This window comes from Streptodolium elevatio, assembly GCF_040649515.1.
Taxonomy (GTDB): Bacteria; Actinomycetota; Actinomycetes; order Streptomycetales; family Streptomycetaceae; genus Yinghuangia; species Yinghuangia elevatio.
Window position 1 is genome coordinate 18,727 of the sequence record NZ_JBEZFP010000006.1, and the last position, 20,144, is coordinate 38,870.

The 20,144-nt window shown below is 71.3% G+C and carries 19 protein-coding genes; 10 read left to right on the plus strand and 9 right to left on the minus strand.

Features of this window, described 5'->3' with window-relative positions:
- Positions 1–44 precede the first annotated feature (44 nt).
- From AB0C36_RS03590 to AB0C36_RS03600, 3 genes are read left to right on the plus strand one after another with little or no spacing between them, the layout of a single operon-like run.
- Positions 45–2,093, plus strand: coding sequence for an ABC transporter permease (locus tag AB0C36_RS03590; RefSeq protein WP_358348606.1), 2,049 nt, complete (start codon positions 45–47; stop codon positions 2,091–2,093).
- Positions 2,090–3,001, plus strand: a complete 912-nt coding sequence (locus tag AB0C36_RS03595) for an ABC transporter ATP-binding protein (protein ID WP_358348609.1) — start codon at positions 2,090–2,092, stop codon at positions 2,999–3,001. The genes AB0C36_RS03590 and AB0C36_RS03595 overlap by 4 nt, the downstream gene beginning before the upstream one ends.
- Positions 3,001–3,681, plus strand: coding sequence for an ABC transporter ATP-binding protein (locus AB0C36_RS03600; RefSeq protein WP_358348612.1), 681 nt, complete (start codon positions 3,001–3,003; stop codon positions 3,679–3,681). Before AB0C36_RS03595 ends, AB0C36_RS03600 begins: the two co-directional genes overlap by 1 nt.
- Positions 3,682–4,064: 383 nt before the next feature.
- Here the strand turns inward: AB0C36_RS03600 and AB0C36_RS03605 are convergent, their stop codons facing one another.
- Entirely contained in the window at positions 4,065–5,138 is a 1,074-nt protein-coding gene (locus AB0C36_RS03605; RefSeq protein WP_358348850.1) for an amidohydrolase family protein, read from the minus strand.
- A gap of 140 nt (positions 5,139–5,278) precedes the next feature.
- The gene (locus tag AB0C36_RS03610; RefSeq protein ID WP_358348614.1) at positions 5,279–6,352 is read right to left on the minus strand and encodes an exonuclease domain-containing protein; all 1,074 of its coding nucleotides are present in this window, start codon (positions 6,350–6,352) and stop codon (positions 5,279–5,281) included.
- A 178-nt stretch (positions 6,353–6,530) separates the two neighbouring features.
- On the opposite strand from AB0C36_RS03610, the gene AB0C36_RS03615 reads away from it, so the two are divergent.
- Positions 6,531–7,727, plus strand: a complete 1,197-nt coding sequence (locus AB0C36_RS03615; protein WP_358348617.1) for a hypothetical protein — start codon at positions 6,531–6,533, stop codon at positions 7,725–7,727.
- Positions 7,728–7,733: 6 nt separating this feature from the next.
- Here the strand turns inward: AB0C36_RS03615 and AB0C36_RS03620 are convergent, their stop codons facing one another.
- Both AB0C36_RS03620 and AB0C36_RS03625 read right to left on the minus strand, forming a co-directional pair.
- Entirely contained in the window at positions 7,734–8,882 is a 1,149-nt protein-coding gene (locus AB0C36_RS03620; RefSeq protein ID WP_358348620.1) for a methyltransferase domain-containing protein, read from the minus strand.
- Between the two features lie 208 nt (positions 8,883–9,090).
- Complete coding sequence (locus tag AB0C36_RS03625) at positions 9,091–9,306, minus strand: hypothetical protein (RefSeq protein WP_358348623.1); 216 nt, start codon at positions 9,304–9,306, stop codon at positions 9,091–9,093.
- Between the two features lie 162 nt (positions 9,307–9,468).
- Here AB0C36_RS03625 and AB0C36_RS03630 point away from each other — a divergent pair, with 162 nt between their 5' ends.
- The 6 genes from AB0C36_RS03630 to AB0C36_RS03655 all read left to right on the plus strand — a co-directional run bounded on the left by AB0C36_RS03630 (position 9,469) and on the right by AB0C36_RS03655 (position 14,737).
- On the plus strand, positions 9,469–10,743 hold the full coding sequence (locus tag AB0C36_RS03630; protein WP_358348626.1) for an NsdA family TPR-like regulatory protein: 1,275 nt from the start codon (positions 9,469–9,471) through the stop codon (positions 10,741–10,743).
- Positions 10,744–10,746: 3 nt separating this feature from the next.
- On the plus strand, positions 10,747–11,277 hold the full coding sequence (locus tag AB0C36_RS03635; RefSeq protein WP_358348628.1) for a GNAT family N-acetyltransferase: 531 nt from the start codon (positions 10,747–10,749) through the stop codon (positions 11,275–11,277).
- A 381-nt stretch (positions 11,278–11,658) separates the two neighbouring features.
- Entirely contained in the window at positions 11,659–12,963 is a 1,305-nt protein-coding gene (locus tag AB0C36_RS03640) for an MFS transporter (RefSeq protein WP_358348853.1), read from the plus strand.
- Positions 12,964–13,054: 91 nt separating this feature from the next.
- Positions 13,055–13,489: a nuclear transport factor 2 family protein gene (locus AB0C36_RS03645; protein WP_358348631.1), complete on the plus strand. Its 435-nt coding sequence runs from the start codon at positions 13,055–13,057 to the stop codon at positions 13,487–13,489.
- Between the two features lie 76 nt (positions 13,490–13,565).
- Positions 13,566–14,342 carry a GntR family transcriptional regulator gene (locus AB0C36_RS03650; protein ID WP_358348634.1) on the plus strand — a complete coding sequence of 259 codons (777 nt, stop codon included), beginning with the start codon at positions 13,566–13,568 and terminating at the stop codon, positions 14,340–14,342.
- A 131-nt stretch (positions 14,343–14,473) separates the two neighbouring features.
- Positions 14,474–14,737 carry a hypothetical protein gene (locus tag AB0C36_RS03655; RefSeq protein WP_358348637.1) on the plus strand — a complete coding sequence of 88 codons (264 nt, stop codon included), beginning with the start codon at positions 14,474–14,476 and terminating at the stop codon, positions 14,735–14,737.
- 87 nt (positions 14,738–14,824) lie between these two features.
- Here AB0C36_RS03655 and AB0C36_RS03660 read toward each other — a convergent pair whose 3' ends face one another.
- The 5 genes from AB0C36_RS03660 to AB0C36_RS03680 all read right to left on the minus strand — a co-directional run bounded on the left by AB0C36_RS03660 (position 14,825) and on the right by AB0C36_RS03680 (position 19,877).
- The gene (locus AB0C36_RS03660) at positions 14,825–15,205 is read right to left on the minus strand and encodes a VOC family protein (protein WP_358348640.1); all 381 of its coding nucleotides are present in this window, start codon (positions 15,203–15,205) and stop codon (positions 14,825–14,827) included.
- Positions 15,206–15,495: 290 nt separating this feature from the next.
- Positions 15,496–16,752: an amidohydrolase family protein gene (locus tag AB0C36_RS03665; RefSeq protein WP_358348643.1), complete on the minus strand. Its 1,257-nt coding sequence runs from the start codon at positions 16,750–16,752 to the stop codon at positions 15,496–15,498.
- Between the two features lie 35 nt (positions 16,753–16,787).
- Positions 16,788–18,110 carry an amidohydrolase family protein gene (locus AB0C36_RS03670; protein ID WP_358348647.1) on the minus strand — a complete coding sequence of 441 codons (1,323 nt, stop codon included), beginning with the start codon at positions 18,108–18,110 and terminating at the stop codon, positions 16,788–16,790.
- An 11-nt stretch (positions 18,111–18,121) separates the two neighbouring features.
- Positions 18,122–19,012: an SDR family NAD(P)-dependent oxidoreductase gene (locus AB0C36_RS03675; protein ID WP_358348650.1), complete on the minus strand. Its 891-nt coding sequence runs from the start codon at positions 19,010–19,012 to the stop codon at positions 18,122–18,124.
- Between the two features lie 61 nt (positions 19,013–19,073).
- On the minus strand, positions 19,074–19,877 hold the full coding sequence (locus AB0C36_RS03680; RefSeq protein ID WP_358348653.1) for an acetoacetate decarboxylase family protein: 804 nt from the start codon (positions 19,875–19,877) through the stop codon (positions 19,074–19,076).
- Positions 19,878–20,144 lie beyond the last annotated feature (267 nt).

Consider the following 20,144-nt stretch of genomic DNA (forward strand, 5'->3'; position numbering starts at 1 on the left):
ATGCCTGAGACCGCGGCCGCCGGCCGGAGGGCGGCCCCGCGCCCATGCTGACCATCGACCTCGCCCTCGCCGGGCTGGCCGTCGGGGCGATCGCCGCGCTCGGCGCGGTCGGCCTGATCACGTCGTACCGGGCGACCGGCGTGTTCAACCTGGGGTTCGGGGCCCTGGCGATGCTCATCGCCTACCTGCTCTGGCAGCAGGTGCGCGTGTGGGGATGGCCGGTGGTGCCCGCCGCGCTGTTCGACGTCCTGGTGGTCGCACCCGCGTTCGGGCTGCTGCTCGAACGCTTCGTCTTCCGAGGGCTGGGCAGGCGCGGAGCGGGGCCGGCCGAGATGCTCGCCGCGTCGCTGGGCGTACTCGTGCTGCTGCTCGGCATCGCGATCCTGACGTGGGGCACCGAGTCGCGTCTCGACCCGCCGACCCTGTTCGAGACCGGCTCGATCGAGCTGTGGGGCGGCGCGACGGTGTCCGAGGCCGCGCTCATCGACCTGGGCGTGGTCGTCGGGGTGGCGGTCGTGGTCGCGGCGGTCACGCGCTTCACCCGTTTCGGTGCCGAGCTCCGGGCCGTCGTCGACCGCCGTGAGCTGGCCGAGCTGAGCGGCGTCGCGGCGGACCGCGTGTCGGCGGTGGGCTGGGCCTTCGGGTCGATGCTGGCGGGTCTGACCGGGATCCTGCTGGCGCCGCACGTACGCCTGGACCCGTTCGGGTTGACCCTCTTGGTCCTGGAGACCATCGGTGTCGCGGTGGCCGCGCGGCTGGCGAGCCTGCCGGTGGCCATCCTGGTGGCGGTGGCGATCGGCGTCGGGCAGAGCGAGTTGACGCGCGTGCAGTTGGAGGGGAAGGCGCAGAACCTTCTGCAGGCCTTGCAGTCCAACCTGTTCGTGGTGGTCCTGCTGCTGGCTCTGCTGCTCTTGCCGCGCATGGTCGAGGTCGGTTCGCGCGCTTCGTACCCGCGTGTGGACGCGGGGACGCGGACACGACTGCCCGCGCTGTGGTGGCTGCCGTACCCGATCCTGCTGGCCGCGCCGCTCGCGCTGGGCACCGAGCACTTGCGGTCCGCGCAGCAGATCCCGGCGCTGGCCATCGTGTTCGTGTCGCTGGTGATCCTGACCGGGTACGCCGGGCAGGTGTCGCTCGGCCAGGCCGGGTACGCGGGCCTCGGCGCGCTGTTCGCGGCGTCGCTGATGAGCGGGAAGTTCCTCGGGCTCCCGGAGGTGCCCGGCTTGCTCGCGCTGCTGCTCGCGACGCTGCTGGTGGTGCCGGTGGGGGTGCTCACCGGCTACCCGGCGATCCGGCGGCGCGGTCTCGCGCTGGCCCTGACGACGTTCGCCGTCGCGGTGGTGGTGAGCAGGTTCGTGTTCGCGCAGCCGATGTTCACGACCGGTCTGCGGCTGGACCACCCGTGGCCGTTCTCCGGCGAACGTTCTTTCTATGTCCTCGAGTTGGTCTGCCTGGGGCTGACGCTGCTGCTCGTACGCCGACTGCACACCGGGCGCCTGGGCCGCATGCTGGTGGCCACGCGCGACAGCGAGGGCGGGGCTGCGGCGTCGGGGGTGGACGTACCGGGGCTGAAGGTGTTCGTGTTCGCGGTGAGCGCGGGGGTGGCGGGGCTCGGGGGTGCGCTCATGGGCATGAGCGGACGCGCCTTCGACGCCCAGACGTTCGACCCGCTGGTGGGGCTGATCTGGTTCGCGGCGGTGGTGGTGTTCGGGGTGGACAGCGCGGCGGGCGCGGTGCTCGCGGCGGCGCTGATCGTGGGCCTCGACAGCGGGACGCGGGCGGGTGTGTCGACGATCGTGATCGGTGCGGGCGCGGTGCTGCTGTCGCGTATGCCCGGTGGTGCGCTGGCGACGGCCCGGCGGTTGCTCGGGCCGCTGTGGACCGAGGACCCGGAGGCGGGGTCGGGGTTGCGGCCGGGGTGGGGTGCGGTGCGTCTCACGCCTGCGGGTGAGGCGTTGCGGGGGCGGGTGCGACGGCGTGCGGCTACCGCGGCGGCGGCTGCCGGGGGTTCGGGCGCAGTTGGAGCTGGGGCTGCTGGGGCTGGGATCGGGGCGGCGACTGAGGTGGCCGCGCGGGACGGGGGCCGTCCGTGACGCGGCGTCAGTCGGACGTACCGAGCCTGCAAGCACGGGGCCTGGTACGCCACTTCGGCGGTCTGCGGGCCGTCGACGGGGTCGACCTGGCGGTGCCGCCGGGGGAGGTGACGGCGGTGATCGGGCCGAACGGTGCGGGCAAGAGCACGCTGTTCCACTGCCTGGCCGGCGCGCAGCGGCCGGACGAGGGGCGCATCAGGCTCGGCGAGCGCGACATCACGCGCCTGGCGGACCACCGGCGCGCGCGGCTGGGCATCGCACGGACGTTCCAGGTCGTGTCGGTGTTCCCGAGCCTGACGGTGGCCGACAATCTGCGGGTCGGTGCGGAGAACCGTACGGGTGCGAGTGCCACCGCGCGGTTGCTGGGGCTGCCGGATGCGGCGCGTGGGCGTACCCGGACTGCGGTGGAGGCGGCGTTGGAGCTGGTCGGGCTGACCGAACTGCGGGATGTGCGCTGCGGGGAGCTGCCGACCGGGACGTTGCGGCTGGTGGAGTTGGGGCGGGCGCTGGCGTCGCGGCCGTCGGTGCTGCTGCTCGACGAGCCGGCGAGCGGGTTGGACGACACGGAGACCGGGCGGCTGAGGGTGCTGCTGCGGGGCCTCGCGGACGACGGGCTCGCGGTGCTGTTGGTGGAGCACGACATGGAACTCGTGTTCGGGGTGGCGGACTCGGTGCATGTGATGGCGGCCGGGCGAATCGTGGCGTCGGGGCCGCCCGAACAGGTACGCGAAAACGAGGCGGCGCGCGCGGCCTACCTCGATCCCGTGACCGGCGACGCCCACGGCGCGGCAGACGAGCCCCCATCCCCGTCCCCGCGACCGCCGGACGACGAGGACCCGCGACCTCTCGGCGTACGCGGATCGCAGCCCCCGGACGAACAGGGAACGCCCCGGGACGGTGAGCGCTGATGCCCGTCTCCCTCGCCCTCCACGACGTCCGCGTCCGCTACGGCCCCGTCGAGGCCCTGCACGGCGTCGACCTCGCCTTCCCGGCCGGCGCCGTCACCGCCCTCCTCGGCCGCAACGGCGCCGGACGCTCCACCCTCCTGCGCACACTCGCGGGCCTCCTGTCCCCCACCACCGGCCGCATCGAATGGGACGGCCGCGACGTCACCCGCTGGACCGCCTCCGAACGCGCCCGCGACGGACTCGCCCTCATCCCGGACGGCCACGGCGTCTTCGCGGGGCTCTCCGTCCGCGACAACCTCCGCGTCTTCGCAAGCGCCGACACCATCGATCCGGCCCTCGACGCGTTCCCCGTCCTCCGCAAGCGACTCGGCCAACGCGCCGGCACCCTGTCGGGCGGCGAACAACAGATGCTCGCGGTCTCCCGCGCCCTGCTCCGTCCGTCGCGCGTCCTGCTCCTCGACGAGCTGAGCCAGGGCTTGGCGCCCCGCGTCGTGGCCCAGCTCTACGACGTCGTCTCCGAACTCGCCGCCGGACAGCGGACCGTGGTCCTGGTCGAGCAGTACGCCGGGGAAGCGCTGCGCCGCGCCGACGTCGCGTACGTCCTGCGCCGCGGCCGCGTCGCCTTCGCCGGCGAACCCGGCGAACTCCTCACCGACGGCCACGCCTCCCTCTTCGACTGACGCGGCCCTCGACTGACGCGGCGGGGGCCGGATGGACACGCAAGCACCGACGGCGCCGAACGCTCAGGACGCTGCGGCAAGACCGGGCGGCCGGGGCCGGCTGACGTACGCGGTGGCCGTACGCCGGTGCGTGCTCATCGGCGCGGGTGGTCTGCTGCTCGCCGCCGTCTTCGCAAGCTCCCGAAATCCTTGGAACCTCCGGGTGTTCGAGACGGCCATCTGTGCTGCCCTGGTCCTGTCTGCCTTCCAGAGCGCGCCGCACTGTTCTGCGAGCCGGTCGCCTACGATTGAACGCCAGTTCTCGATCCGGTAGTCGGAGCGTCCGCCAAACGACCGCGCACGCGCGGCAGATCGGACGCCCCCGGCCACCCCTCATGTGTCATTCAGCGGACGACGCCGCGCAGCACCACCTTTGCCGGTGAGAGCAACACGCCCACGTCGTCGCGCGGATCGGCGTCGTAGACCACGAAGTCGGCGGAGGCACCTTCTTCGAGGCCGGGGCGGCCGAGCCACGCCCGCGCCGACCAGGTGGCCGCCGACAGGGCCGCGGTCGGCGGGAGGCCGGCGCGGACGAGTTCCACGACTTCGTGGCCCACCAGCCCGTGCGCGAGGGCGCCGCCCGCATCCGTGCCGACGTAGACCGGGATCCCCGCGTCGTACGCCGCGCGCACGGTGGCGTACCGGCGCGCGTGCAACGCCCGCATGTGGGCGGCGTATTCGGGGAACTTGGCGGCCGCGGCGTCGGCGATGCCCGGGAAGGTGTCGATGTTGACCAGGGTCGGCACGATCGCCGTTCCCCGTGCGGCGAACTCCGGGATCATGTCCTCGGTCAGGCCTGTCGCGTGCTCGATGCAGTCGATCCCGGCGGCCACGAGGTCCGGCAGCGACTCCTCCGAGAAGCAGTGCGCGGTGACGCGGGCGCCCACGGCGTGTGCCGCGTCGATGGCCTCCTTGAGCGCGTCGTACGGCCAGCACGGCACCAGGTCGCCCCGGTCGCGGTCGATCCAGTCGCCGACCAGCTTGACCCAGCCGTCGCCGCGCCGGGCCTCCTGCACGACGTACGCGGTGAGGTCGCCCGGTTCGATCTCGTGCGCGTAGTTGCGGATGTAGCGGCGCGGGCGGGCGAGATGGCGGCCGGCGCGGATGAGCCGGGGCAGGTCCTCGCGGCCGTCGACCCAGCGGGTGTCGGCGGGCGAGCCGGCGTCGCGCAGCAGCAGGGCGCCCGCGTCGCGGTCGGTGAGGGCCTGGCGCTCGCTGGTGTCGTGGTCGACGGCGCCGTGTGCGTCGAGGCCCACATGACAGTGCGCGTCGACGAGGCCGGGCAGCACCCAGCCGCGTACGGTCGTCGCCTCTTCCGCGGTGAAGCGGGGCCGCTCGAAGGTGATGCGGCCGTCCAGGACCCAGAGTTCGTCGCGGACGTCGTCCGGCGCGACGAGGATCGGCCCGACGACGTGCAGCGGGCCGTGCGTATCCCGCGGCCTCCTCCCGCTGCCGCTGCCGACGGCGCCCGCGTTCCCGTCGCCGTGACCACGCCCGCTGCTGTTGCCTTTGCCGTGGCTGTTGCCGTGGCTGTGGCTGTTGCCGTTGCCGCCTTCGTTCACGATGCCCCTCCCCTGCCGACGCCCGGCACCGGACCGTCCGTCACGCCCGCATCCGCCACGCCCGCACCCCCGTCGGCATCCGTCCTGGCGCGCGGCACCGCGCCTGCTCCCGGACCGCCGCCTACGGGGCGATCCCCGGTCTCAGCCTCGCCGCCAGCCGCCACAGGCGCCACCGCACCCGCCACCGAATCTCCTTTGGCCGACGGACGCGACGGGCCCGACGCAGCCGTCGGCGCCACCGGCCATTCGCCCGCGATGCGTTCGCCGTGCCCCGGCTTCGTACGGTCCAGGTACGCCTGGAACGACGCCGCCTGCTCCGCCGCCCACGCGCGCTGCTCGTTGTGCAGCGTCCGCACGTCGAGGGCCGCGAGCTTCGGGTAGCGGGCGCCCAGTTCCACGGCGAGCCGCAGGCACGCCTCCGCGTCGCCGTCCGCCGTGTGCGCGTCCGCGAGCGCGACCCCGTAGAAGGCGCTGGTCGCCTCCAGCGTGCGCTTGCCGCGCCGGAAGCGGTCCTGGTGCTTGTCGATGAGCAGCGGATCGATGATGGGGCCGATCACCGCCGTGCGTTCGGCCAGCGTCCTTCGTCCGTGCCGTCGCAACTCGGCCTCCAGCAACGACAGATCGAACACCGCGTTGTAGATCGCGACCGGTGTCCCGGCGTCGAGGTACGCGGCCAGCACGTCGGCGAGTTCGTCGAGGCAGTCGACGGCCGGCCTGCCGTGCTCACGCGCGTACGCGGTCGTGATCCCGTGCACCGCGGTGGCCTCCTCCGGGATCTCCCGGTCGCCCGGATGGACGAGCCACGTCCGGTGTACTCCCGAGGTGTCGCAGACCGCCGCGGTGACGATGAAGTCGGAGGAGACGTCCACTCCGGAGGTCTCCAGGTCGAACGCCGCCAACTCCCTTTGGTGCCAGCCCGTGTGGGTCCCCCGGGCCGGTGCCGCGGGCTTGGGCTCGCAGTTGCGGCAGTACGTCGTCCACGCTCCGCCGACGCGCGTCAACACCCCGTCGCCGGGCGGGACATACGTCGAACAGGTGGCACAGGCAGCGCCATATCGGTTGGTGGCCACAGGCTGGTTACCTCGCTCGGTACGTCGGTTCACCATGCGTCACGATCATCACCACGCTACGCGCTGCCAACGACGTCGGAGGGTACGGCACGCGCTCGCGCGCCCGGGGCCCTCCACGGCACGGCCCCGGCAGTGCCAGGATGTGCGCGTGCGCGTACTGCTCTCCGACGGTTTCGGTATGACCTCACGTCAGGCTGCCCAGCTTCTGCGGCAGGCGGGACACGAGGTCGAGGTCCTGGCGCCCCCGGGCCGTCCGCCGCTGCGCCTGCCGCCGGCGGTGACGCGGGTCCACCCGCTCCCGGCGTACGGCGCGGACCCATGGGGCTGGCTCGACGCCGCGTCGAAGGTCCTGCACGCCGAGGGGCACGACGTACTGATACCGACCGGTGAGCAAGTGGCAGTGCTGGCACGGGCGGACGTGGGGGGCACGACGCTCGCGGCGCACCTGGCCGTACCACGCTTCGCCTCGCTCGAACGGGTGCAGGACAAGGTGTCGGCGGGCGTCACGCTCACCGAGATAGGCCTGCCGCAACCGGAGGCGTCGGTCGTGAGTTCCGCTGAGGCGCTGCGGCAGATCGCCGATCCCCCGATGTACGTCAAGCTGCCGATCGGTACCGCGTCCAACGGCGTGTTCCCGATCACCCGCCGCGAGGAACTCCTGCGCCTGGCGGACAACCTGGAGGCGCAGGGCGTGTTCGCGGGCGGCGGGCGCGTACTCGTTCAGGAGCCGGTGCGCGGCCCGGTGGTCAGCGTCCAGTCGGTGTTCGACCACGGCCGCCTCGTCGCGATGCACGCCTACGTCCACGTCGTGCCCGGCAGCCGGGGCGGCGCGGCCGCGAAGCGCGGCCTGGTGCTCGCCGTTCTCCGTGAGCACATCACTCTGCTGGGCGCACACATCGGCTGGCACGGGGCCCTGTCCATGGACGGCATCCTCACCGACGACGGCCCGGTCTGGATCGACGTCAATCCGCGCCTGGTCGAGCCGACCAACGCGGCGCTGTCCGGCGTCGACCTGCTGGGCGCGCTCATCGAAGTGTCCCTCGGCCGGTCCCCGGCCTCGGTTCCGACGGCGCAATCGGGCGCGACCACCCACCAGTTCCTCCAAGGCCTGCTCGGCGCCGGCGAGCGCGGACGGGCGGCCGTGCTGCGCGAGCTGTGGCACGCCACGGTGCGGCGCGGCGCGTACCGTGACAGCACCGAGGAACTCCTCTCCGTGCGCCGCGAACCCCGGACGATCCCGGCCCTCCTCGCACTCACCACCGGTCTCCTCGCCGCCCCCGGTTGGACGCTCCGCCGAGCACTCCGCGACGCCGACCGCAACACCCTCGCCCCCCACACCTGGCGCCAAATCCGCGCCGGCGCCCCACCCACCTGACACCGTTCACCCAGGCGCGGCGGGCCCCCGCGGAGACCCGAACCAGACCCGCTGCCCGGCGGCGTCGATGCCGACGCCGAACCCTTGGGCGTCGGGGCACCCGTGGTCGAGCCACCACCGCAGCGCGGCAAGGTAGTCGGCCGCGAGCGAGCGCGGGCCGAACTCGGCGGCGTGGACGCCGCTGCCACGGCCGAACGTGAGGGCAGCGGCGGACCCGTCGGCGTAGAAGTACGCGGTACGGTCGCCGTTCGCACCGGCTTCTGGTTCCGCTGCCGGTGCCGGTGCCGGTGCCGTGACGAGCTTGACGACGCCAGGGGGCATGAGGAGGCCAAGAACGTACTCGCCCCATCCGTCGAGCCCGGCGGCGACGTCGGTGCCTTCGGCGTCCGCCTCCCAGCGCTCGGCCCGGTCCAGCCACCCGTCGGGGCCCACCGCGCGCTTCCACGCGGCCTCTTCGGCCCGCATCTTCATGAAGTCGAGGCCGGGGCCGAGGCGCCCGGCAGCGGCGTCCGCACCGACGAGCAGGGTCAGGAGCCGGTCACTGCGGCACCAGTCCGTGCCCCACGGCATGACGACCCGGCCTCCGGTCACCGTCTGTTCGATCCACGTCGGGGGGACGGTCCGGACCCCAAAGGTGACCAGCGTGCGATCGAACGGCCCCGCGAGACTGGCGGCACCGTCCGCGGCGAGCACCCGCGCCCTTGCCCCAACTGTGTCAAGCGTGGTCCGCGCGGCCGCAGCCAAGCCGTCGTCGACCTCGACGGACACCACTGTGCCGCTCGTTCCGACCCGGTCCTCGAGTAGCGCGGCCGTGTAGCCGGTACCGGTCCCGACGTCGAGCACGTGCTGTCCGAGCTGGACGTCCAAAGCGTCGAGCATTTGGCGCGTCACGGACGGCTGCGACGACGAACATGTGGCAACGGTCCCCGGTTCGTCGCCCTCGTGGTCGCCGTTGTCCCACTGAGTGATCAACGGGACGTCGGCGCGGGCGGCGCGCGCCCATGTCTTGGAGTCACGGGCCCGGTCGACCAGGCGCCAGGCGCCTCGCTGCTCAGCCCACACGCGGGCCGGGAGGAACGGGGTTCGATCGCGCCCGAGCAGCGCCACCGAGGCGTTGTCCACGTCGCCGCCGGTCCCCGCAAGAGTGCCCGTCACCGGTGCCTACCCGGCCCGTTGGGGCTGCTGCCATCCGGCGACGGGGGCGGCGGAGGACTACCGGGCGGAGGCGCCGGCGCGGGCTGGATCGGAGCGGAGGGCCCCTTGTGCTTGCTGTCGGCGGGCATGTCGCCCTCCTTCCGTGTCAGTTCTGATGGTGCCGGGCCCACGGCGACGGGGGACGTTTGCGGACCCGGCGCACGGGAGGTCACAGCACCTCCTGACGAAGAACGTTCGGCAACTCCGCTACGGCCACGGTCCATTCGAGTCCGCCGCGTTCCGGTCTCAGGTACACGGTCGGCCGGTCGCACGGGATGTTGAGCACGTCCATGACCCGTTGGCGGCCGTACACGGTGTCGAGCACCGCACCGACGTCCGGTGCCGCATGCGCCGCCGCCTGCCGACCGGGTGTTGCCTCGCTCATCGCTTCGCCCTTCGTCTCTGTTCTGCGTCAAGTGAACGAGCGGATCGCCTGGTGTGGGCAGGGCATTCGCGGGTTCGTCCAGTCGCGGACAACCGGACATTTTTGGGTGCGCTTGACGCGCGCCCCTACAGCAGGTTGGACATATGCGATTACCGTCGGTCCATGGGGGATCACCCGCGTAGAGCGAACGAGCAGTTAGCGGCGGCCATGGCGTCGCAAAATCTCGGCCAGGCCGAACTCGCCGAGGAACTGAACCGCGTCATGGCCGACTTCACAGGCAAATTGGGGACGCTGTCGGACCGACACGTTCGCCGATGGCTCACCGGGCAGTCCACATGGCCGCACGAACGCCAACGCCGAGCACTGGAAACGGTATTCGGATGTCCTGCGGGTGAGCTGGGGTTCGTGCCCCGCGCCGCTCCCGTCCCGGAGGTTGAACCGCCCGTGGAACGCCGCCGCTTCCTCGCCTCAGCCACCGCCGTCACGGCCGGTGCCGCATTGCCCCTCAGCGCGGCGCGCTACACGCTTGGTATGAGCGATGTGCAGCGCCTGCGCTCGCGCCTTGACGGACTGGTCGGCGACGACAACACCCACGGCGGCACGACCAGCTTGGAGTCGCGCGCCTCGGGCCTGGCCGGGGCCACCCTGGACATACTCGACTCGGGGACGGCATCGCAGCGGGTGCGCGGCCATTTCTACTCGCTGGCGGCATCGTTCGCTTCGACAGCGATGTGGGCGGCCCTCGACGGGCGGCGCGACGCGGACGCGGTGCGGCACATGGAGCGCGCGCTGTCCCTCGCCGGGTACGCGCGGGACAGCGCCGCCACTTGGCGGGTGTGGTCGCACGGATCCATGCTCGCGCTCCAACGCAAGCGCCCTGCCGACGCGTTCGCCGCGTCGGAAGCCTCACAGGCCTGCAGCGTTGTCCGCGCGGATCCCTTGTTCGCTTCGCTCACCCACGCCCGGATCGCCGGGATCCGTGCGGCGTTCGGCGACCCGTCCGGAGCGCTGCGAAGCTTGGACTGGGCGGCCGACGCGTTCGGCCGGGCAGACCTCGGCTGGGCGCGTCCGAGTTGGATGGGTTTCTACGATCAGGCCGAACTCGCCGGCCTGGCTTGCGTGGCCCTGCTGGCGGCAGGCCGTCCGGTGGAGGCCGAGGGACAGGCACACCGCGCCCTCGCGCTCCTGCGCCCGGACCTGCACCGCAACCGCGCTTACTACACGGCGTATCTCGCGCGGACGCAGCTCGCGCAAGGCGACCTCGAGCAGGCAAGCGACACCGCCCGGACCGTGATCACGGATGCCGGTGCGCTGTCGGGACGAACGCGGTCCCTGCTGCTGGGCTTCTCCGCGTCGTTGTCGGCGGCCGCGCCCGGCTCCCCCGAGGCCCGGGAGTGGGCCGAAGAGTTGCGGGAGACCGCACGATCCAAGGAGTAGGGAATGGAATTGCGACACTACCGACTGCCGGACCTAGAGCAAGCGCGGCCCGTGTTGTCGCGGGTGTATGCCGAGGTCTACGGCGACAAGTTGGCCGACGAGTTCCATACGCTCGAAAAGTTCGAGCAGCGGCTGCGCGGTCACACCGCAGGAGACGACTGGGAGGCCGTCATCGCGTGGGACACCGGGGAGCCTGTCGGTTTCGTCTACGCGGCTCCGCTGCGGCCGGGGGCCCGATGGTGGTCGGTCATGCGGGAGGCGCTGCCCGAGGCGTACACGATGGAGACAGGAAGCCGGACTCTGGCACTGTTCGAGTTGATGGTTCGCGATCAGTGGCGCGGCAGCGGACTGTCGGAGGAGTTGCACGAGGAGTTGCTGCGCGCACGCTCGGAGGAGCGGGTAACACTGCTGGTCGACCCTTCGCACCCGAAGGTACTGGACCTGTACGTGTCTTGGGGCTACAAGCGAATCGGGGATCAACAGCCGTTTCCGGACGCCCCCGTCTACGCGGTTATGGTGCGCACACTCCGCTGACTCGCTTTCCTCTGTCTGTCGAGTAACCGCGATCCTCGCCGCCCGCGTAGCCGTGACAAGTCGCGCCCTCCATTGGCCAATTGGCGTACCGCGACGGGCTGCCGTACGCGATCTCCGGCGCTGCGGAACCCGTTTGCACTAATCGTGGCGGCGGGCGGGTGACCATCACCCGACCGGATCGTTGGTTCGCGTATGACTGAATCGACAAATACTCACGGCGCCGGTCCAGCCGACCGGGCGGAGATCCCCGGGGACACCGGCGTCCCGGGTGCGCGGGCCGCGGATACGGACTCCGGCGGCGCGTCCGATGCGGGTGCCGACGTCCACGCCGAGACCGCCGCCGACGCTTACGCCGACGGGAAGACCGCGCCTCCCGTCTCTATGCTGCGCATCGCCCTCGCCTCCTTCTCCGGCACCGCAATCGAGTTCTACGACTTCTTCGTCTACGGCACGGCCGCCGCACTGGTCCTCGGCCCGCTCTTCTTCCCGTCCTTCTCGCCCGTCGCGGGGACCCTCGCCGCCTTCGCGACCTACGCCGTCGGATTCGTCGCCCGCCCCCTCGGCTCCATGCTCTTCGGGCACGTCGGGGACCGCCTCGGCCGACGCCCTGTCCTGATCGCCTCGTTGCTGATGACCGGCCTGGCCACGGTGCTGGTCGGGCTGTTGCCCACGTACGCGCAAATCGGCATCGCCGCGCCCCTGTTGCTGGTCGCGCTGCGCTTCCTGCAGGGCCTCGGCCTCGGTGGCGAGTGGGGCGGCGCGGTCCTCCTCGCCACCGAGCACGCCCCCGCGCGGCGGCGCGGCCTGTGGGCGAGCTTCCCGCAGACCGGGCCGGCCGTCGGGTTCCTTCTGGCCAACGGCGTGATGCTGATGCTCTCGGCGACGCTGACGGACGCTCAGTTCCGGTCGTGGGGCTGGCGCATCCCCTTCTGGGCGGCGGGCGTCCTGGTCGCCGTGGGGCTCCTGCTGCGTACGTCCATGGAAGAGACCCCGGCCTTCCGGGAACTGACGGCCCAGCAGAAGACCTCGCGCGTACCGCTGGTGGAGGTCTTCCGCGACCACTGGCGCCTCGTGCTGCTGACGGCCGGCGGGCTGTCCGTCGGGTACGCGGTGTTCTACCTGACCACCACGTGGTCTCTGCACCACGGCACCCACGACCTCGGAGTCAGCCGTACGACGATGCTTGCCTGCATCATGGCCTCCGTCGCCGTCAAAGGCGTCTGCACGCCCCTCGTCGCGATGCTCGGTGACCGCTACGGTCGCAAGCCGCTGTGCCTCATCGGCACGGTGGCCGTGATGCTGTGGGCGTTCCCGTTGGTCGCGCTGCTCCAGACCGGCGAGCCGGCCCTGATGATCTTCGGGTTCGTGGTCGCGCTGCTGGGCTTCATCACGATGTTCGCGGTGCTCGGGGCGTACCTGCCCGAGCTGTACGAGCCGCGCGTACGCTGCACCGGCGCCTCGACCGCCTACAACCTGGGCGGGGTGCTCGGCGGAGCGCTCACCCCGATCATCGCCACCGAGCTGTCTCGCGGGGACGGCACGCCGTGGGGCGTTGCCGCGTACCTCGCCGCAATCGCGTGCGTGAGCCTGCTCTGCTTCCTGGCCTTGCCCGAGACCCGGCCCGTCCTGGCCAGCGAACCGGCCGAACCTGCCGAACCCGCGGAACCGGCCCCAGCGGCGGCGTAGCCCACGTCGTACGCATGGCCCTCGTCATAGCAGGGCTCTTGTCGTACGCATGGCCCTTGCCTTCTGCGGCGCGGATCTCCACGATCACCGCATGAGCGAGCGAAACGAGCGAGGCATGAGCGACGACCGGGAGATCCGCACCCGCAACGCCGACACCCTGCGGGCGGCGCTGACCAGCGTCGGCGACGTGGACGCGCAGATGGCGCACTACACCGAGGACGCGGTCTTCGAGTTCCCGTACGCCTCGCCGCCCGCGCGCATCGAGGGCAAGCAGACCGTCTCCGACTACCTCCGGGGCGCGCTCGGCATCTTCGAGATCAGGGTCACGGTGACCGAGATCCACGAGACCACCGACCCGGACACCCTGGTCGCCGAGTTCACGAGCGAGGGCAAGGTGACGACGACCGGCAAGTCGTACACGAACACCTACATCTCCGTGGTCCGCTTCCGCGACGGCCTGATCGCGAGTCAGAAGGAGTTCTACAACCCCAACGCCGCCACCGCGGCTCTGACTCCTGACGAGTGAGCCGCTCGGGATGAGTTCGGCTCCTTGCCCGGCAAGATCACTTGTCTAGACTTGTACGGACCACTTGGAGGGGACCGTGCCCGAGCCGCTGTCCGGTGACCTGCCCGCGTACCAGGAGATCGCGGACCGCCTGCGCGCCCGCATCGTCGGCGGCGCCCTCGGTGCCGGGGCGCGGCTGCCCTCGGAGCAGGAACTCCGCACCCTGTACGGGAGTTCGCGGGAAACCGTACGCAAGGCGCTGGCGATCCTCAAAGCCGAGGGCCTGGTGGTCAGCCAGCACGGGCGCGGCGTGTTCGTGCAGCGGCGCGGCCGCGTGCGGCGCAGCGCGGCCGACCGGTACGTCCGGTCCGCGTGGCACGCCGGGATCTCCGCCGGGCAGGCCGATCTCGGGGACCGGGGCCCGGAGTTGCGGGCGGACATGGTGCGGGTGGAGACGTTGGAGGCCGATGCGGCCACTGCCGGGCGGGTCGACCTCCCCGCGGGTTCCCGGGTGGTTCGGCGCGAACGCCGTTACCTGCAAGGCGATCGGCCCCTGCAACTGGCCGTCTCGTTCCTGCCCGCGGACATAGCGGGCGGCACGCGGGCGGCGGAACCGGACTCCGGCCCGGGCGGCTCGTGGGCCCGTCTGGAGGAAGCCGGGTGGCGGTTCACCGTCGTCCGCGAGGAAGTCGAGAGCCGCATACCGACGTTCGACGAGGCGACACTTCTGCACATGTCCCCCGGCTCGCCGCTCCTCGTCGTGCACCGCATAGCCACCGGCGAAAGGCTTGGCGAGACCCGTGTGTTGGACTACAGCGCGATCAGCCTCCCCGCCGAACTCCACGTGCTGGTCTACGAGTCCGCGGTGCGCTGAGGCGACCGGACGGCGGCGGCAAGCTCTTGAGCGAACTTGTACGTACATGTACGGTTGACCGGCGTGCACCGGCCCCGCCCGGCTCGCCCGCGACCGGCACCGCCTACATCGCCCACACTGGGGGTCCAGCCATGTACGGCACTTCCGCCCGCTCGTCCGGCATGTACGCCACGTTCGCACGCGGCGTCCCGCTGGCACACGACGCACGCTCGCGCACGCTCTCCGTCCCGTTGATCCTGCACCACGGCGACGGCACGGCCGTCGACGCGTCCGCGCTCCGACTGGGCGGCACCGACACCGAGTTCCTGCACGCGGCCCTCACCCGTCTGCTCAACGGCGCCGAGGTGTCACCGACTCCGCCGCGCGACGCCCAGGAGCATCCCCGTCACGCATGACTGCCGCGCGACGGGTCCCGTGGGCGGCCTGCCGTTGCCATGAAGCCCGCGGTGGGTACGGCCGCCGACGGTCACGGCCGTTCGTCCTCAGCCGATGAGGTCCCGCTTGGGGCGGACCACGCAGAACTCGTTGCCTTCCGGGTCCGCGAGGACCGTCCACGATTCGTCGCCGGTCTGCCCGACGTCGACGCGGCGCGCCCCGAGGCCGAGGATCCGCTCGATCTCCGCCTCACGCTCGCCCGGCACTTCCGGGTCCGCGTTGAGGTCGAAGTGCAGCCGGTTCTTTCCGGACTTCGCCTCTCCGGCGGGCATGAAGCACAGCCCGAGCGGGGCGTCCGGCGACGGTCCGACGATCACTTCGCGCGGCTTCACCGACAGGATCGGCCAGTCGAGGACCTGCGACCAGAAGCGCGCGAGGCCCGGCAGGTCGTGGGCATCAATGACGATGTGATGGATCGCAACCGGCATGACCGCCACCCTATGCGCGGGATCCCGGCGAGCTGAACCGCGGCAGGCCGAACCGCGCCGGGCCGAACCGCGGCAGCCCGCCGGGACAACTCTCCCGGCGGGCCCCTTGATCACCATGGCTCACCCCAGCAGGCGCCGGACCGCCCCGCGGCGAGCAGGGGCCGATCCGGCGGTCGGATCGTCGTCCGGCTCATGGGTAGCCCGTTCGTCCGTCGCCCCCGCCGGGCCGGGTACGCCGCCCGGCCGCAGCCGTGCGCACCAGCTCTCTCGGGCGAACTACCGCGGAAACCCTACGGCTTGACCCGGACCGCGCCCGGCAGGCCGACGAACGCCGGGCACTTGTCCGCGCCCTTCGGGATGTCCTCGATCGCCAGCGGCTTGTAGACCTGCTCGACCAGCGGGCCGACCTTCGCCGCGATCGGCGCGAGCGCGTCGAGGTCGAAGCCGTACAGCTTCGCCGCGTTGCCGCCGACCATCTGCGCCACTTCGTGCGGATCGATCGAGTTGTACGTCAGCTGCAACGCCTCGCGGCTGAACGGGTGGCTGGCCTCCTTGTGCGGGTAGTCGCTCCCCCACATGACGCGGTCCACGCCCACCTCGTAGCGCAGCGCCGCCTCGGCCGGCCGCTGGAAGCTCGCGCCGACGTGGCACTGCCGCGCCCAGTACTCACTGGGCTTGAGCGACATCGAGTTCACCAGCGTGTGGCCCCACTCGTACTCCTGCGAGCCCACCGCCTTGCCCATGCGCGCCCAGTAGTAGTCGAGGCGGCGGCACTCCTCCGGGATCCACGCCGTGCCCTGCTCGGTGAACACGAACTGCAGGTCCGGGTGCCGGTCCATGGTCCCCGACACGATCAGGTGGGTGAAGGCGCGGTGCGCCCACCACGACACCTCGGTCAGGAAGACCACCTTGTCGATGAGCGAGTCGCCCATCGGCGGCGCCGCCGAGCCGGTGTGGTGGTTGACCGGTACGCCGAGTTCCTCGCACGTACGCCACAGCGGCTCGTAGTGGTCGTACTCCCACAGCGGCACCAGCCCCGACCCCGGCGGCGTGCCCGGCAGCAGCACACCGCCGGTCAGGCCCGCCGCGGCGGCCCACTTGACCTCCTCGATGGCGGCGTCCAGGTCGTGCAGCATGATCTGGACGATGCCGGCCCGCCGCCCGGGGGTGGCCGCGCAGAAGTCGACCATCCAGCGGTTGTGCGCCTTCAGGCCCTCCCAACGCAGTTGCAGGTCACCGGCGTTGGCGGCCGGCGGCTGGTCGGTGAGGGACGCTTTCGGGAAGAAGGGCGGGACGGTGTTGGGGTAGATGACCTCCGCCACCACACCGTCGTCCTCGAGGTCGCGCAGGCGCCGGTCGGAGTCCCAGTTGCGCTTGCCGTTGTCACCGAGGAGGTCCGGGTACGGGACCTTGTAGCCCTGCACCCACCGGTCGAACTCCTCGTGGAGCCGCGCGGGCAAGTACGCGCGGTACTCGTGGATCTCGCCGCCGCCGTGGCAGTCGGCCGAGATCACGGTGTAGCGCTCCGGTCCCTCCCACTCTGGCATGCCGGACGGTGTCATGCCGTCGTCACTCATCTACCTCAGACCTCCAGGGCTTGCACGTTCGGGTCGACCACGGCGGCCACGTCGTGACCGGTGATCCAGTGGCGGCCGATCTCCTTGGCCGCGGCCCACTTGGACTCCAGGTCGCGCACCTTGCCGTCGGGTCCGGTCTGCCCAAGTGTCCCGGGCGTCACACCGATGCGCGCGGCGTGCGGCTTGAGGACTTCCAGGTCGAACCCGTAGACGCCGGCGACCGCTTCGCCGAGCATGACGCGCGTCTCGGCCACCGGGACGTCGCCGAACGTCTTGCGCAGGATGTTGAGCGTGTCGGGCCACGTGCCCTCGGGGTGCGGGAAGTCGTTGCCCCAGCAGATGTTCCCGATGCCGATCTCGTAACGCATGCCGATCTCGCGGCGCTTGGTGTTGGACGCCCCGATGAAGCAGTTGCGGTCGAAGTACTCGCTCGGCAGGAGTTTGATCTCCTCGAACCCGGCGAGCTTCGCGGCCCCGCGCGAACCGAGCAGCAGCCGGTCCATGAACCACAGCATGTTGCCGACCCACCAGCAACCGGCTTCCGTGACACCGAACTTCAGGCGCGGGAAGCGCTCGAAGACGCCGGCCCACAACAGGAACCACAGCGGGCGGGCCGGCCACCACGTCACTTCCTGGACGTAGATGCCGAGGTGGTTGCCGTACGACTCGCGGTCGGCCGGCCCCGAGTGCGTGACGACCGGCAGTTCCAGTTCCTCGCACAGCGCCCACACCGGGTCGTACTTGCGGTCGTGGTACGGGGTCTGGTTCATCCACATCGCCGGGATCATCACGGCGCCCAGCCCGTCGTCCTTGATGCGGCGGATCTCCGCGAGGACGTCCGGCAGATCGGCGGTGATGGGGATCAGCGCGACGCCGCGGCGGCGCTCCGGCGAGGTCTTGCACAGCTCGGCGAGCCACCGGTTGTGCGCCTGCGCGCCGGCCAGGCCGAGTTCGGGGTCCATGTCGCCGGACAGGCCGAGGCCGGCGCCGAACGGCACGCAGGTGCGCGACTCGACGGCGTCCGCGTCCGGGAAGATCACCTCGCCGGTGACGCCGTCCTTGTCGAGTTCGAGGTCGCGCCGGTCGACCTCCCAACCGCTGCGCAGCACCTCCTCGTTGGTCTCGAACCAGTTGGCGGCGAAGTCCTCGTTGCGCACCCCGAGGTCGGTGATCGCCTTGAGCTGCGCCTCGCGTTCGGCGAGGAACCCGTCGAACGCGGCGTGGTGCCGGGTCGCGAGGTAGTCGCGGTACAACTCGGTCGGCAGCCCGGCGTGGGTGTCGGAGGAGATGATCGTGTACGGGTCTTCCGTACTCTGCTGCTGGCTCATGGCGGCGGCTCTCACTTGTCCAGGATGAACGTTTCGAGGTACGTCGGGTTCGAGCGGGCGAGCATGCTCTGCGACCGCGCGGTGATCTGCCCGTCGCTGTGCTCGCTCGGCGGCATGATCCAGAAGCGGTTCTCCCGGATGCCGTCGACGACGTTCGCGGCGACCGACTCGACCGGGGTGAACTCGATCTCCTGCCCCGCGTCGCGCATCGCCTTCTCCCACGCGTCGAGGGTGTTGTAAGGCGTCTTGCGGGGACGGGACTTCGCGTACCGCTCCGGGCGGTTGCGGTACGACTCCCACAGCCCGGTGCGCAGCATCTTCGGCCCGGGGAACAGGACCGAGGCACCCAACTTGGCCTGCACCTGGTGCAGTTGCGCGTACAACGCCTCGGTCATGGTGACCACGGCGGCCTTCGTCGAGGCGTACACCGACGCGTTGGGCAGTGGCGCGATGCCGCCGTCGCCCGACGAGGTGTTGACGATGTGCCCGTCGGTGCCCTGCGCGAGCATGCGCGGCACGAAGGCCTGGATGCCGTTGAAGACGCCGAAGACGTTGACGGCGAAGCACCAGTCCCAGTCCTTGGGGTCGTGCTCCCACATCTTGCCCTCGGAGCCCGAGCCGATGCCGGCGTTGTTGCACAGGACGTGCACCTCGCCGTACCGGTCGAACGCCACGTCGGCGAGGGCGATCACGGAGTCGCGGTCCGACACGTCGGTGACGTGTCCGAGGACGTCGCCGCCGTCCTCGGCGAGCCGGGCCACGGCCTTGTCCAGCGCGCCCTGTTCGATGTCGGACAGGACGACCTTCATACCCTCGGCGACGAAGCGTTCGGCCATCGCGTATCCGATGCCGCTGGCGGCGCCGGTGACGACGGCGACCTTGCCGGTGAAGTCGTTCAGCATGTACGTGGGTTCCCTCGGGTTCGCGACGGCTGGTACGGGGCGGACGGTCTCGGACCGCCGGTCAGACGGGGTCGCCGGGCGCGGGCGGCTCGTCGGAGATCTGCGCGACGTCGTCGTACCGCTGGTGGATGTACGGCAGCACCAGGTCGGCCTTGACGTGCTCGGCGACGAACCCCTGTTGGTCGCTGGTGCGTTCGCCGATGGTGATGGACACCAGCTTGCGCACCGGCAGGTCGGCCACCGGGTCGAAGTCGGAGTCGCGCAGGATGACTTCGCCCTCGATGCGGGACGCCGAGCGGTGCTTCTCGTTGCGCGTGACGTGCACGAGCATCGGGTCGGCGTCGAACCCGTCGCCGTCCACCGCGGGCAGGAACTTGTAGTAGAAGCTGGTGGTCGTGCGCGGGTCGGGCAGCGGAAGCTCCTCCACGACGCGCCCGCGGATCTCGACGTACGTCACGCCCAGCCGCGTCACCTTCGCCACGACCTCGTCGCCGTCCCGGTCGACGCTGACCTCGGCCAGCTTCTTGGGCTCGCCGAAGACCTCGCGACCGCCGATGACCGAGCGCTCGGTCGTCATCGGCATGGTGAGCGTGTAGTCGCCCTCGACGTCGCCGTGCTTGCAGCGGACCGCTATCGCGCCCGCGCCGAGCGGGTAGCCGTTGATGTCGACCGCGGAGATGTTGGCGCGTACGAGCGGGCGGTCGGCGGGCACCAGCGGGGGCGGCAGGACGGCCGCGACGACCTCCGGGTCGGTCTCCCACATCGCGACGACGCCGGTGGACCAGATCTCCGGCAGGACGCTGCGGTCCTTCGCGGACTTGCTCAGGGTCTCCAGGGAGCGCGCGCCATAACGGACTCGTGCCACGGAAAACACACCTCTTCTCCACGTCTCCTGGCCAGGGCACGCCGTCGTGCGCCGGCTTCGTGCGGTGGTGCGGTGGTGCAGTAGCGCGGTGGTGCGGTAACGCGGTGGTGCGGTGGTTCTGTCGTGAGGCGGTGTGCCGATGTCCGGGACAGTGACCTCCGTCTCTGTAACACTGTTACATGCGCATGCCGACGAGGTAAAGAGCAGAAGCGAGGTTGGCCCGGCTGGCCCTGCTGGTCCCCCGGACCGGTGACGGACGCGAGAATA

Coding starts and splice junctions, on each gene's coding strand:
- AB0C36_RS03590 (WP_358348606.1), top strand. CDS start 45: ATGCTGACCATCGACCTCGCCCTCGCCGGGCTGGCCGTCGGGGCGATC.
- AB0C36_RS03600 (WP_358348612.1), top strand. CDS start 3,001: ATGCCCGTCTCCCTCGCCCTCCACGACGTCCGCGTCCGCTACGGCCCC.
- AB0C36_RS03615 (WP_358348617.1), top strand. CDS start 6,531: ATGACCTCACGTCAGGCTGCCCAGCTTCTGCGGCAGGCGGGACACGAG.
- AB0C36_RS03625 (WP_358348623.1), bottom strand. CDS start 9,306: ATGAGCGAGGCAACACCCGGTCGGCAGGCGGCGGCGCATGCGGCACCG.
- AB0C36_RS03630 (WP_358348626.1), top strand. CDS start 9,469: ATGGGGGATCACCCGCGTAGAGCGAACGAGCAGTTAGCGGCGGCCATG.
- AB0C36_RS03635 (WP_358348628.1), top strand. CDS start 10,747: ATGGAATTGCGACACTACCGACTGCCGGACCTAGAGCAAGCGCGGCCC.
- AB0C36_RS03640 (WP_358348853.1), top strand. CDS start 11,659: ATGCTGCGCATCGCCCTCGCCTCCTTCTCCGGCACCGCAATCGAGTTC.
- AB0C36_RS03645 (WP_358348631.1), top strand. CDS start 13,055: ATGAGCGAGCGAAACGAGCGAGGCATGAGCGACGACCGGGAGATCCGC.
- AB0C36_RS03655 (WP_358348637.1), top strand. CDS start 14,474: ATGTACGGCACTTCCGCCCGCTCGTCCGGCATGTACGCCACGTTCGCA.
- AB0C36_RS03660 (WP_358348640.1), bottom strand. CDS start 15,205: ATGCCGGTTGCGATCCATCACATCGTCATTGATGCCCACGACCTGCCG.
- AB0C36_RS03665 (WP_358348643.1), bottom strand. CDS start 16,752: ATGCCAGAGTGGGAGGGACCGGAGCGCTACACCGTGATCTCGGCCGAC.
- AB0C36_RS03670 (WP_358348647.1), bottom strand. CDS start 18,110: ATGAGCCAGCAGCAGAGTACGGAAGACCCGTACACGATCATCTCCTCC.
- AB0C36_RS03675 (WP_358348650.1), bottom strand. CDS start 19,012: ATGCTGAACGACTTCACCGGCAAGGTCGCCGTCGTCACCGGCGCCGCC.